The following is a 12,520-nucleotide window of genomic DNA, read 5'->3' on the forward strand; positions in this document are numbered from 1 at the left end:
CATGAACGCTCCCGGATTTCTCGAACGGGGCGCGCCCATGTCCAGCTATGTCATCGATCAGCCGAAGGTCGCCGCAATTCCGGTGGCCGGTGGTGGGCTCTTCCCGGTGCGCCGCATCTTCTGCGTCGGCCGCAACTACGCCGAGCACACCCGCGAGATGGGCGGCGATCCCGATCGCGAGGAGCCGTTCTTCTTCACCAAGCCGTCCGACGCCGTGCTGACCGGCGGCGCCGACATGCCCTATCCGCCCAAGACCGCCGACCTGCATCATGAGATGGAGCTCGTCGTCGCGATCGGGACGGGCGGCAAGGACATCGCCGAGGCCGACGCGCTCAGCCACGTCTTCGGCTATGCTGCCGGCTTCGACATGACCCGCCGCGACCTGCAGGGCGCCGCCAAGAAGGCCGGCAAGCCCTGGGACATGGGCAAGGGCTTCGATTCCTCGGCGCCGATCGGCGAGCTCGTCCCGGCGGCGAAGGCCGGCCACCCCGACAAGGGGCTAATCGAGCTCAAGGTCAACGGCACGGTCCGCCAGAGCTCCGATCTCGCCAAGATGATCTGGAATGTGCCGGAGACGATCTCGTATCTCTCCGGCTTCGTCACGCTGGCGCCGGGCGACCTGATCATGACCGGAACGCCTGAAGGCGTCGCGGCCGTCGTCAAGGGCGATGTGCTCGAAGGCGTCATCGCCGGTGTCGGCTCCGTCCGCACCAGGATCGTCTGAGCGGCCGGCTCCAGGAGAACTGCAATGCCTTTGACCACTGAAGCCTCCGGCGTCTTCCCGATCGCTCCGACCCCGTTCAACCCGGATGGCAGCGTCGACTGGACCTCGGCCGACCGGCTGTTCGAGTTCTATCACGGCATCGGCTCAGATGGTGTCACCGTGCTCGGCATCATGGGCGAGGCGCCCAAGCTCGAGCCGGAGGAATCGATCGGCCTGGTCAAGCGCGCCGTGGCGAAGATGGGCGGCAAGCCGATCATCGTCGGCGTCTCCGCCCCGGGCTTCGCGGCGATGCGCTCGCTGGCACGCCAGGTGATGGATCTGGGCGCCGGCGGCGTGATGATCGCCCCGCCGACAAACTTACGCACCGACGACCAGATCACCGGCTATTACGCTCAGGCCGTCGAGGCGATCGGCGCCGACATCCCCTTCGTCATTCAGGATTATCCGCTGACGCTTTCGGTGGTGATGACGCCGGCGGTGATCCGCAAGATCATCCAGGACAACCCGTCCTGCGTGATGCTGAAGCACGAGGACTGGCCGGGCCTCGAGAAGATCTCGACGCTGCGCAAGTTCGAGGCCGAAGGCTCGCTGCGCCGGGTCGCGATCCTCACCGGCAATGGCGGGCTTTTCCTCGATTTCGAGATGGAGCGCGGCGCCGACGGTGCCAATACCGGCTATGCTTTCCCGGAACTGCTGATCGACGTGGTCAAGGCGAGCAAGGCCGGTCGGCGCGACGATGCGCATGACATCTTCGACGCGCATCTGCCGCTGCTGCGCTATGAGCAGCAGCAGGGCGTCGGCCTCGCCGTGCGCAAATATGTGATGATGAAGCGCGGCATCCTCGCCAGCGACGCCCAGCGCAAGCCCGGCCCGGGCCTGACCGCTGCCGCCAAGGCGGAGGTCGACTACCTGCTCGGCCGCCTCGCCAAGCACGATCCGCGCGCCAAGCTCTGAACGGCCTCACGACGGCCGTGCCGATCCCGATCGACAACACCTGGTCCCGAGCGTCTCGATGGAGATGCTCGGGATAATTGAGAAACGTGCGGATGGCGCTTCAGTTCGCCAGCTGCACCAGCCGGTCGAGCGCCGGGCCGAAGCCGTTCAGCGCGATGTTGAACGAGACCACGTCGTTGCTGGACAGGTTGAGGGCCGCTGCGGTCAGCGTCTTGCCGCCCTTTATCGCGTCGGTCGCCACGGTCGGGAAGGAAATCGGCAGCAGGCAGCCGGCCGGGACGCAGGTCGAGAAGCGCAGGCCCTGGCCGAGATCCTTCTCGTCGAGCTTGAGCACGGCGCCATTTTCGAGCTTGACCCCGAAAGGCATCAGGATCGTGCCTTCGGCGCGGCTATCCTTGGGTGCGCGTAATTCGATCGCGAAGACACGCTGGTTGGTCCGGCTGTCGCCCTGCGATTGGGTCAGCAGGCAGAGCTTCTGGCCATCATTGATGCGGCAATCCACGGTCCAGTCGCCATAGACCTCGTTGACCGCCGAGGCGCCGTTCGGCAGTCGCGCCGTCGCGGTGGCAGGCTGGCTCACGCTCGGCGTCGCCGGTGCGGCGGCTGGAGCCTGCGCGGTCGCGGGACGGGCGGTCGGATTGGTCTGGCGGGCAGCAGGGGCAGCCTGGCGTGGTGCCGGCCGTGCGGGAGTCGGGCGGGCAGCTGGTGCACGCGGCGCCGGCTCCGCCTCCTCATCTTGCTCGGTTGCCGGCGGCTCGGCCTGGGCGAGGGCGGAGACAGCCGGGAGGCTGACCCAGCCGGCGAGCAGGGTGATACCGAGAAGAAGATTTGCTTTGGTCACGTCAGGGTTCTCGTTGCAGCAGCCGAACGGCGCGGCCGAGTTGCGGTTAGGGCATTCGCCTGTCGTGTGCAAGTTGTCGTGGCAGGAGAGAAGCTCTGTTGCTCCTAGCTGAAGATCTGATCTTGTTTTTAGTTATTGTAAGGAAAAATCTTGTTGCCAAACCGATCGTCGTAGCCGCGGCGAATGCAGTTTAAGCCAGTCTCTCCTGACGGTTCGCTGGCGACGGTAGATCTTGGCGCCTACGCCGGCCAACCAGGCCGGCGCCAAATCGCGGTGGGCGAGAGCCGCAGTCGGCTCAGTCCTTCTTCTCGTCGGCGAGCTTTGCCACCCGGCGCAGCGAGAGCAGATAGCCCTGCGTGCCGAAGCCGGCGATGACGCCGTCGGCGCGCAGCGACATGTAGGAATGGTGCCGGAAGCTCTCGCGCTTGTGCACGTTCGAGATATGGCACTCGATCACCGTGCCGTCGAAGGCGTTAAGCGCGTCGAGGATCGCGACCGAGGTGTGGGTGAAGGCGCCGGGGTTGATGACGATACCGACGGCCTGCTCGCGCGCCTCGTGAATCCAGTCGATGATCTCGTATTCGCGGTTCGACTGATGGAAGCGGATCTCGAGTTCGAGTTCCTTGCCCAGCGCCCGGCAGGCAACCTCGACATCGGCCAGGGTCTCGGAACCGTAGATGTGCGGCTGGCGCTTGCCGAGCAGGTTCAGGTTGGGGCCGTTGAGAACATAGACGAGACGGGACATGGAAGCTCCTGAGGTCGCGGCTGCATGTTGCCGCGATCAGCGCATGAAGCAAGATCGGGTATCGATAGCGAAGGTTAGCCGCTGGTTTGCCGCTTGCTGGCGATGCCGAAATGGCAGATCGCCTCGCCGAGCTTGGGCGCGGCGTTCGGGAAGATGATGTAGCCGTCTCCAGGCGCTGTCACCTTCGAGCCGTCGGCGCGATGGGCGAGCGTGGCCCCGGCCTTGACCGCATCGCCGGTGCGCCAGCCCGTCTCGGCGCGGTCGCCCTCGTTTTCGCAGAGCAGGACCTCGACCATCTCGATCACGTCGCGGAGCGCGGGCTGCGGCAGTGGCGCATCGACCAGCTGCAACTGCGCCAGCGTGTTGCGGATCGCCGCATAGCCGATATCGGCGGCCTTGGGGTCATCATGCGTGCCGCATTCCAGTGTCACCGCATAGCCGCCGCTAAAGCGCATGAACTCGGTCGTGCCATAGCCCTCGGTGACGTTGAGCCTGGGCACCGGCAGGCGCGCGCGGATGTCGAGCAGCCTGGCGTAGTTGTCGAGCCAGCCATGGATCGCCGTGGAGACGCCGAGGCACGAGGCGAGCGCCATCTCCTCTTCTGCTCGCGCGAAAGGCTCCAGCTCGCCGCGATTATTCGAGGGGCCGAAGAAGACGAAGGGCTCGCCCTCCTGCCGGAAAGAGTGGATGTCGAGCAGCGCATCATGCCGGCGAAGCAGGGCGCAGACCGGATTGCCGATCCGGTCCTCGTAATCGCCAGCCAGCGGGCGTTCGCGCAGGTCGCGGTTGAAGTTGCGGTCGCCCTCGCGGGTCTTCAGGCGGAAAGCCTTGGGATTGGTGACGGGCAGGAAGGTGACCTCGCCGCGCAGGATCTTGATCTGGCCCGCCCGGCACTCCTCGATGACATGGCGGATCGCGGTCGGCCCGCAGGGCTCGTTGCCGTGGACGGCGCCGGTCACGATCAGCTTGGGGCCGGGTTTCAGGCCGATGAAGCTGACGGTTTCGAGCGGGCCGTCGTCGAGGTCGGTGGTGGTCAAAGGCGTAGTCTTTCGTGAAGGGGAAGCTCAGGCCTTGCGGGTTTGCGAGTGCGGATCGAGGATATCGCGCAGGCCGTCGCCGAGCAGGTTGAGGCCAAGCACGGTCAGGAAGATGGCGAGGCCCGGGAAGATCGAGATCCAGGGCGCGGTCGAGATCTGGTCACGTGCGTCGGAGAGCATCGAGCCCCAGCTCGGGAAGGGCGGGCGGATGCCGAGACCAAGGAAGGAGAGCGAGGCTTCCGCAAGCACCGCGCCGCCCATGCCGAGCGTGCCGATCACGATGATCGGGCCGGCGATGTTCGGCAGGATCTGGGTGAACATGATGCGGAAGGTGCCGTAGCCGAGGGACCTCGCCGCCTCGACATAGCCGAGCTGCTTTACCGAGAGCGTCGCGGCGCGCGTCAGCCGGCAGGTGAAGGACCAGTTGGTCAGGCCGAGCGCGATCAGGAGGCTGGTCAGGCCGGGCTGCAGGATCGCCATGATCGCCAGCGCGAAGATCAGCGAGGGGATGGCGAGCATCATATTGGTGAGGCCGTTGACGAAATCGTCCCACCAGCCGCCCCAATAGGCGGCGGAAAGGCCGAGCGCGACGCCGATGCACGTGTTGATCAGTTGCGAGACGATGCCGACCGTCAGCGAGATGCGCGCGCCATGCAGCACGCGGCTGTAGATGTCGCGGCCCTGCGCGTCGGTGCCGAACCAGAATTCGGAGCCGGGCGGGACTTCCGCGTTCATCAGATTGGCGTCCATGACGGGATCGGTATGGGCGAGCCAGGGCGCGAACACGCCGCCGGCGACGACGAGCGCAAAGCAGGTGGCGCCGATCCAGAGGTTGGCACGGAACTTCATGAGGCGACCTAGCTATACTTGATGCGCGGATCGACGACGGCGCAGAGCACGTCGACGGCGATGTTCACGACGAGGAAGAAGAGCACGATCGTCAGGATGCAGCCCTGCACTGCCGGGATGTCGCGCCAGGTGACGCTGTCGACCAGGAGCGAGCCGAGCCCCGGCCAGGCGAACAGCTTCTCGACGACGACCGCCTGGCCGAGCACCGAGCCGAACTGCAGGCCGAGCGTGGTCAGGACGATGACGAGCGCGTTGCGGGCGACATGCCAGCGCATGACGCGATAGGCGCTCGCACCCTTGGCGCGGGCGGTGCGGACGAAGTCGGCATGCATGATCTCGAGCACGGCGGCCCGTGCGGTGCGGGCGAGCAGCGCCAGCGGCGAGACGCCGAGCGCGATCGCCGGCAGCACGATGTAGCGGGGATCGCCATCGCCATAACCGAAACTGGGGAACCAGTTCAGCGTCAGCGCGAAGCCATACATCAGCAACAGGCCGAGCCAGAACATCGGCAGCGACAGGCCGGAGACCGCGAAGACCATCGAGAGCATGTCGACCCAGCCTCCCGGCTTCAGCGCGGCCACGAAGCCGAGCGGCACGCCGATGACGATGGCGAAGAGCATCGCTGCGAGCGCGAGCTGCAGGCTTGGCCAGAGCCGCTCGCCGATCAGCGCGGTGACAGGCTGACGGGTGCGGAAGGAATCGCCGAGATCGAAGGTCGCGAGCCCGCCGACATATTTGGCGAAGCGCAGCGGCAGCGGATCGTTGAGGCCGAACTGCTGGTTCATCCGCTCGATCGTCGCAGCGTCGATATTGCTGCGGCCGTCGGCCATCTGGCTGGTGGCGAAATTGCCGGGGATGACGCTGAACAGCACGAAAATCAGCGCGGCGACCGCGAGCAGGATCGGAATGGCCTGCAGCAGCCGGCGAAAGACATAAGGCAACATGACGATAGGCTCCTGAGCGCCGGGGCGTCACCGGCGGGCGGAGGCGGGCAAGCCCCCGCCGCCTGTGACGGCGGGGGCCAGGATGGGTTTACTTCGCCGCAGGCGAGGTGGTGTCGACCCAGAGCTCCTCATAGCGCTGCAGGGCGAGCTCGGTCGAGTTCGGCTGGAGGCCGTGCAGCCAGGGCTGATAGGCCAGCACCGCCTTGTTGTAATTGAAGAACCAGACCGGCGCTTGTTCCTGCAAGAAGGCGTTGGCCTTCTTCAGGAGGTCGAGCTGCTTGGCCGGATCGGTCTCGTTCGAGGCGTCGTCGATCAGCTTGTCGAAGCCTGCGTTCTTGAAGGTGGTGTAGTTGCAGGACGAGCGCGGCGTCGAGGAATGGAAGCACTTCAGCGCCGTCAGCGTGTCGGGCCCCGAGGTGTTCGACCAGATATAGGCCTGGAAGTCGCCGCCCACGACGACGCCGCCAAGCGCCGAGGTCTCGACCGGCTTGACCTTCACCTTGATGCCGACCTTGGCGAGCATCGGGATCGTGGCTTCGACGATCGGAACGCCCCAGCTCTCGTTCGGCGTCGCGGTCCATTCGAACTCGAAGCCATCGGGATAGCCGGCCTCGACCAGCAGCTTCTTGGCCTTGTCCGGATCGAAGGCGTAGGGCTTGGCGTCCTTGTCGAAGGCCGGCGAGGACAGCGGCAGCCAGCTCGCAGCGCGGTAGGCCTTGTCGCGGACGAGGCGCTTGATGATCAGCTCGCTGTCGATGGCGTGGTTGATCGCCTGGCGCACGCGCTTGTCGGAGAAGGGCTTGAAGGTCGGGTTCATGCCCATATTGCGGGTGAAGACCTCGGCGACCTCAAGGATGCCCTTCGACAGGTTCGGGTCGGCCTTGTAGGCGACATACTGGGTCGAGCCCAGGATCGAGACGTCGACTTCCTTGTTGCGGAAGGCGACGTCGCGCGCCGCCGCCTCGCCCATCGGCGAGATCACGAGCTTGTCGGCATAGGGCTTGCCGGTCAGGTAGTATTTATCCCAGCGCTCGAAGGCCATGCGCGAGCCCGGCACGTGCTCGACGAACTTGAAGGGGCCGAGGCCGATGGGCTTGTCGAAGAAGCCGGCGGCCTGTGCTTCCTTGGCCGGCAGGATCGCAGTCTGCGCCTGGAACAGGAAGTAGCCGGGATCGGCCTTGTCGGTCAGCGTCATCGAGAAGCTGGAATCGTCGATCTTCTTCAGGCCGGAGATTTCCTTGGCCTGGCCTTTCTGGACCTCGGTCGCGCCGACGATGCGGGCGACATAGCGCGCGCCCGGATAGTTCTTCGCCCCGTCCATGATGCGGGTATAGGACCAGATGACGTCGTCGGAGGTCAGCTTGCGGCCGTTATGGAAGAGCGCATTGTCGCGCAGCTTGTAGGTATAGGTCTTGCCGTCGGCCGAGACCTGGACGCTCTCGGCGATGTCGAGCACCGGCTTGCCGTTCTTGGCATCCCATTTGTAGAGCATGCCGTGCAGCGCATAGCCGTAGATCTCGTCCTGAATCTGGTTCGAGACATGGCTGTCATTGCTGACGAAGGAGGCGCCATAGGGCGCGGTGAAGCGGATCGTGCCGCCGCGGCGCGGCTCCTGAGCCTGCGCCTGCAGGGTGAAGGCCGCGAATGTCAGCGCGGTCGTGAAGGCAAGCTTTTTCAACACGTCGAAACCTCCCAATTTGTTGGTGAACTCTTTTGAGGTCGGCGCCGTTGGCCGGCGCCGATATTCGTTCCATCTGAGACCTTAACGGGGTTTTCCGCCCTGTCTTCTTGTTTCCATTGTGCAGCGCGTTCAGGCGGTCCCTGAACGCTCGTAGACGACCTTGCCACCGCGAATGGTGAGGTCGCAGCGGGTGTCCTTCAGGATTTCTCCCGGCGTGGCCGAGAGCAGATCGCGCGAGAACACGGCGACGTCGGCGAGGAAGCCGGGCACGAGCTTGCCCTTCACCTCCTCCTGCTTCTGCGAGAAGGCGCCGTATTCGGTGTAGGCCTGCAGCGCTTCCTCGATCGAGACGCGCTGGCGCTCATCCATCACCGTGCCGCGCCAGGTCTGGCGCGTCAGCATGGTGTGAAAGTTCGGGAACGGATCGGGGTCGCAGACCGGCGCATCGCTGCCGGTCGCCGGCTTCAGGCCAAGGGCGAACCAGGTCCGGAACGGATAGCTCGGCAGCGCGCGCTCGTCGCCGAGCACCTTGATATAGGCGTCGCCGAAATCATGGATGAAGACCTGCTGCGGGCAGGGATAGATGCCGGCCTTGACCATGCGCTCGTGCTGCTGCGGCGTGGAGAAGCCGCAATGCTCGATGCGGTGGCGCCGGTCGGGATCGGGATAGGCTTTGAGCGCCTTCTCATAGGCGGTGATCAGCTGCTCGATCGCTGCGTCGCCGATGGCGTGGCAGGCGAGCTGGTAGCCCTTGGCATGAGCGTCCAGTACCTGGCGCTCGAGATCCTCGTCCGAGAGCATCTGCACGCCGGTGGTCTTGTCCTCGCCCAGATAGGGCTCGCTCATCCAGGCGGTGCGCCCGCCCGCCGAACCATCGAGGAAGATCTTGACCGCGCCAATCATCAGCATCTCGTCGCCGGTGCCGGAGATCAGCCCTGCGTCATGGCATTGCGGCACGATCGAGCGGCCCTCGTCGCCGAGCAGGGCGAGCCAGGTGCGAACCGGCAGGCGGCCGTCGCGCTTGGCCTTATGATAGGCCGCGATTTCGTTGAAGCCGGTGACCATCCCAACCGCTGCGTCCATGCAGCTGGTGATCCCGAGCGAGAGCAGGTAGTTGCCGCCGCGCTCGATCGCAGCGAGGAGCTGCTCCTCGCTCGGCGCTGGAATCGCGGCCTTGACCGGGGCGCGGGCGTTCTCCGCCAGCATGCCGGTGAGACGGCCGTTCTGCTGCTCGATCAGCCCGCCGGGCGGGGTCGGTGAGGTCTCGTCGATGCCGCCGAGCTTGAGAGCCAATGAATTGACGATCGAGATGTGGCCGCAGGTGCGGACCAGCATCACCGGATTGTTCGGGGAGGCGCGGTCTAGCTCCTCGCGGAACGGGTGTCGGCCGGTGTCGAGCTTGGTCTGGTCGTAGCCGCGCGCCAGCACCCAGTCGCCGGGCTTCGACTTGGCGGCGCGCTCGGCGATCTGGCCGAGCAACGCCTCCAGCGTCGGCGCTGCGGCGGGGCGGGCATCGACCCAGTCCATGGTCAGGCCGACCGAGATCAAATGGAGATGGGAATCGTTCAGCCCCGGCGTTGCCAGGCGCCCGCCGAGGTCGATGACCTTGGTCGAGGGCCCGATCAGGCTGGCGATCTCGGCCTCCTTGCCGGCGGCGAGCACCTTGTCGCCCCAGAGCGCCAGCGCCTCGACCACGCCCTCCTCGCGGCCGCACCAGATCGGCCCGCCGCGCAGCACGATATCGGCCTTGACGCTCATGCCCTTAGCTCCGTCATCCCTGCATCCTCCGGTCTTGTCGCTGCCGGCGCTTTCGGCCGGTCGTGGTCTTTGATCCCGCTCAGATATCGTCGAGCGGGAAGATCGGGCGGCGCACCTTCTTGTAGGGGCGCTCCTTGAAGTTCTTGGTCGAGAGCGCGCCGGTGTCGACCTCGATCACCTCGCGGGCGATCGGCTCGAAGGCGGCGCGGAAATGTTGCATCGATTTGACGATGACAGTCGATTTCCGCGTCGGATCGACGCCGAGCGAGGTGAACTGGGCAAGGTCGGTCGCCTGGCCGTTATGGGTGATGACGATGATCTCGACATCGTCGACCCGCAGCAGGGCCGAGAGCCCGTAATTGCGCCAGACGCCGCCGGCCATCGGCCCGTAGCAGATGAAATGCCCGTCGGTGAGCGCCACGACATGGGCGTCGAGCTCGAGCGGGCCGCCGCCTGTATTGGGATCGACCTTGCCGCCGAGCTTCAGCTTGACGCGATTGCCGACGCCGGCCGCCTGCGCTGCGAGCGCAGCCTCCGGATCGCGGATCGCATGGAAGCCGACATTCCTGAGGCCGGCGTCGAGCATGGCGCGCAGCAGGTTGGTCGCATCGCCATAGGCGCCCGAGCCCGGATTGTCGGAATAGTCGGAGATCACGACCGGCTTGCCGCCTGCTTCCGGGCCGAGCGTGCCTTCGCCCGCCTTGGCCTTGGCCATCGCTTCCTTCAGCGGGGTGAAGTGGATCGAGGAGAAGTGCCGCTGCTCCCAGGCATAGTCCATCAGCTCCTCGGCGATGGCCTGCGCCTTGCCACGATCGTCATGGGTGACGGCGATGGAGGGGCCGATATCGTGGACATCGGCCGAGGAAAAGCCAGCCTGGACGCTGACGACGAGCGCATCGCCGGCGGCCTCCAGTACATCGCCCCGGCGCAGCAGCTCCATGAAGGGCGGCGAGGTCGTGCGTCCGCCATCGAGCGCGTAGAGGATCGGCCGGCGCGCCACCGCGACACGCGGCCTGATCTCGCCTTGCATCGCCCGTTCCAGCAATTCGGCGCCCTGCCAGGTCCGCTCATACTGGTCGATATGCGGATAGGTCCGATAGGAGATCAGCGCGTTGGCGTTGTCGGCCATTGCTTGCGTCAGCGTCGCGTGCAGGTCGAGGATCGCGACCACGGGAATATCGGGGCCGACCTTGGTGCGGATGCGCTTGAGCAATTCGCCCTCGCCGTCATCCGAGCTTTCCGTCGCCATCGCGCCGTGCAGATGCAGCAGCACGCCGTCGAGCCGCTCGCAGGCGGAAAGGATCATCCCGGCGAAGACGTCGAAGGCCGCATCGGTGACGCGGCCTGACGGGTTGGCTCCGGTAACGAGCGGGTGGACGAGGCTCCAGCCGAATTTTTCGGCGGCCTCGAAGGCGGCGCCCATCGAGGTCCGCGTGCCCTGGAAGGCGGCGGGAACCTCGTTGTCGCGGAAGACGCCGTGATGGCGGAACACCGCCTCATCGGTGAGCTGAACACTGAAGGTGTTCGTCTCGTGCATGAATTCCGCGATCAGGACGCGTCTGGCCATCGTGCGATCGTTCCCCCGAAAACGTTCCCTATGGAACCATTTTTTGTTTTGTAGCGTGGGTCCGGGCGTTTGCCAGCCCGGACCCGTTCATGCGTCCCCTCACATCGGCCCGCTTGCGGGGCAGGGGCGAATATGCTTCGCGCGAATTCAGGCTTGAGCAGTTCTTATCGCAAAAGTGGTGCCCACTTTTGCGGAACGGGCTCAGGCGGCGCGGGCCGCGTGGGTCTCGCCGGGGGCGTGGCCGAGATCCTCGGGCCGGGCATAGGCGCGGCCGAAGCGGTTGGCGAGGAAGGCGTCGAAGCCGATATCCTCCTGCTTGACGAAGCCCTTCTGCGGCAGCTTGCCCTCCGCCAGCAGGTCGAGCACGGCGCAGATGCCCGAGGCCGTGGTGATCTGGATGGCGCTACGCATCACGCCGCCGACCACGGCGCTGTAGACCTTGTTGGCATAGGTCTGCTGGGTCAGGCGCCCGTTGAGGCGGCCGCTGGCGGTGACGAAGATCACGACCACGTCCTGCAGCGTGCTCGGCAGGGCATTCTCGAAGATGTCCTTCAGCACGTCGCGACGCTCGGACAGGCGCAGATCCTGCAGCAGCGCCTTCATGATCGCGCAATGGCCGGGATAGCGGATGGTGCGGTAGTTCAGCGTGCGCACCTTGCCGGCGAGCGTATCGCAAAGCGTGCCGAGTCCGCCCGAGGTGTTGAAGGCCTCGTAGGTGATGCCGTCGAGCGAGAACTCCTCGCGCTCTTCCATAGCCGGCACCAGCACGCGCTCGCCGTTGACGACCGCTTCGCAGGGTTCGCAGTACTCGTTGATGACCCCGTCCGTGCTCCAGGTCAGGTTATAGTTCAGCGCGTTCGACGGGTACTGCGGCAGCGCGCCGACCCGAAGCTTCAGGCTATCCAGCTGGTCGAAATCGCGGGCGAGATCGGCGGCGACGATCGAGATGAAGCCAGGTGCGAGCCCGCATTGCGGGATCAGCGCCGCCTTGGCGGTCAGCGCCAGTTCCTTGACCCGGCGGGTCGAGGCGACGTCCTCGGTCAGGTCGAGATAGTGCACGCCCTGGGCGGCGGCGGCCTCGGCGATGCGCGTCGTCAGATCGTAAGGGGCGGCCGAGAGCACGGCGAAGGCGCCGTTCAGGACCTGGGCGAGCTCGGCGCCGTCGGTGATATCGACCCGGCGGGTCGAGATCGTCGGGCTGGTCTTGATCGCGGCAAGCTGTTCGTTGGAACGGTCGGCGATCACCACGCGGTAATCCCCGGTTGCGCCGAGCAGGTCGGCGATGGTTGCGCCGATCTTGCCGGCGCCGATGACGACCACGCTTTTCATGGTTCCCCCGATGAATCTGTTTCTGTCAGATAGATTCACCGAAGGCTTCGTCGGATAGAAGCCGGTGACACGACGATTCATATGGGATTTT

At 65.7% G+C, this 12,520-nt stretch carries 11 protein-coding genes; 2 read left to right on the forward strand and 9 right to left on the reverse strand.

Going from position 1 to position 12,520, the window contains the following annotated elements:
* Positions 1-37: 37 nt before the first annotated feature.
* Positions 38-724, forward strand: a complete 687-nt coding sequence (locus AC1DS0_RS19315) for a fumarylacetoacetate hydrolase family protein (RefSeq protein ID WP_476815898.1) — start codon at positions 38-40, stop codon at positions 722-724.
* Between the two features lie 24 nt (positions 725-748).
* Positions 749-1,678: a dihydrodipicolinate synthase family protein gene (locus AC1DS0_RS19320; protein ID WP_476815899.1), complete on the forward strand. Its 930-nt coding sequence runs from the start codon at positions 749-751 to the stop codon at positions 1,676-1,678.
* A gap of 100 nt (positions 1,679-1,778) precedes the next feature.
* Here AC1DS0_RS19320 and AC1DS0_RS19325 read toward each other — a convergent pair whose 3' ends face one another.
* From AC1DS0_RS19325 to AC1DS0_RS19365, 9 genes are all read right to left on the reverse strand, one after another.
* On the reverse strand, positions 1,779-2,519 hold the full coding sequence (locus tag AC1DS0_RS19325; RefSeq protein ID WP_476815900.1) for an invasion associated locus B family protein: 741 nt from the start codon (positions 2,517-2,519) through the stop codon (positions 1,779-1,781).
* Between the two features lie 295 nt (positions 2,520-2,814).
* Positions 2,815-3,264, reverse strand: coding sequence for a type II 3-dehydroquinate dehydratase (gene aroQ / locus AC1DS0_RS19330; RefSeq protein WP_476815901.1), 450 nt, complete (start codon positions 3,262-3,264; stop codon positions 2,815-2,817).
* Positions 3,265-3,338: 74 nt separating this feature from the next.
* Positions 3,339-4,301, reverse strand: coding sequence for a succinylglutamate desuccinylase/aspartoacylase family protein (locus AC1DS0_RS19335; protein WP_476815902.1), 963 nt, complete (start codon positions 4,299-4,301; stop codon positions 3,339-3,341).
* A gap of 27 nt (positions 4,302-4,328) precedes the next feature.
* Positions 4,329-5,150 (reverse strand): ABC transporter permease, encoded by an 822-nt coding sequence (locus AC1DS0_RS19340; protein ID WP_092155420.1) that lies wholly within the window; start codon positions 5,148-5,150, stop codon positions 4,329-4,331.
* Positions 5,151-5,158: 8 nt separating this feature from the next.
* Entirely contained in the window at positions 5,159-6,094 is a 936-nt protein-coding gene (locus tag AC1DS0_RS19345; protein WP_476815903.1) for an ABC transporter permease, read from the reverse strand.
* 88 nt (positions 6,095-6,182) lie between these two features.
* Positions 6,183-7,772 carry an ABC transporter substrate-binding protein gene (locus tag AC1DS0_RS19350; RefSeq protein ID WP_476816066.1) on the reverse strand — a complete coding sequence of 530 codons (1,590 nt, stop codon included), beginning with the start codon at positions 7,770-7,772 and terminating at the stop codon, positions 6,183-6,185.
* 132 nt (positions 7,773-7,904) lie between these two features.
* On the reverse strand, positions 7,905-9,533 hold the full coding sequence (locus tag AC1DS0_RS19355; protein ID WP_476815904.1) for an amidohydrolase: 1,629 nt from the start codon (positions 9,531-9,533) through the stop codon (positions 7,905-7,907).
* A gap of 79 nt (positions 9,534-9,612) precedes the next feature.
* Positions 9,613-11,100 (reverse strand): M81 family metallopeptidase, encoded by a 1,488-nt coding sequence (locus tag AC1DS0_RS19360; RefSeq protein ID WP_476815905.1) that lies wholly within the window; start codon positions 11,098-11,100, stop codon positions 9,613-9,615.
* Between the two features lie 201 nt (positions 11,101-11,301).
* Positions 11,302-12,429, reverse strand: coding sequence for a saccharopine dehydrogenase family protein (locus AC1DS0_RS19365; RefSeq protein WP_476815906.1), 1,128 nt, complete (start codon positions 12,427-12,429; stop codon positions 11,302-11,304).
* Between the last annotated feature and the right edge of the window lie 91 nt (positions 12,430-12,520).

Source organism: Allobosea sp. P4_H5 (assembly GCF_056400825.1).

Bases quoted from the DNA above. Each gene is read 5' to 3' on its own strand.
- AC1DS0_RS19315 (WP_476815898.1), top strand. From the start codon at position 38: ATGTCCAGCTATGTCATCGATCAGCCGAAGGTCGCCGCAATTCCGGTG.
- AC1DS0_RS19320 (WP_476815899.1), top strand. From the start codon at position 749: ATGCCTTTGACCACTGAAGCCTCCGGCGTCTTCCCGATCGCTCCGACC.
- aroQ (WP_476815901.1), bottom strand. From the start codon at position 3,264: ATGTCCCGTCTCGTCTATGTTCTCAACGGCCCCAACCTGAACCTGCTC.
- AC1DS0_RS19340 (WP_092155420.1), bottom strand. From the start codon at position 5,150: ATGAAGTTCCGTGCCAACCTCTGGATCGGCGCCACCTGCTTTGCGCTC.
- AC1DS0_RS19345 (WP_476815903.1), bottom strand. From the start codon at position 6,094: ATGTTGCCTTATGTCTTTCGCCGGCTGCTGCAGGCCATTCCGATCCTG.
- AC1DS0_RS19355 (WP_476815904.1), bottom strand. From the start codon at position 9,533: ATGAGCGTCAAGGCCGATATCGTGCTGCGCGGCGGGCCGATCTGGTGC.
- AC1DS0_RS19360 (WP_476815905.1), bottom strand. From the start codon at position 11,100: ATGGCCAGACGCGTCCTGATCGCGGAATTCATGCACGAGACGAACACC.
- AC1DS0_RS19365 (WP_476815906.1), bottom strand. From the start codon at position 12,429: ATGAAAAGCGTGGTCGTCATCGGCGCCGGCAAGATCGGCGCAACCATC.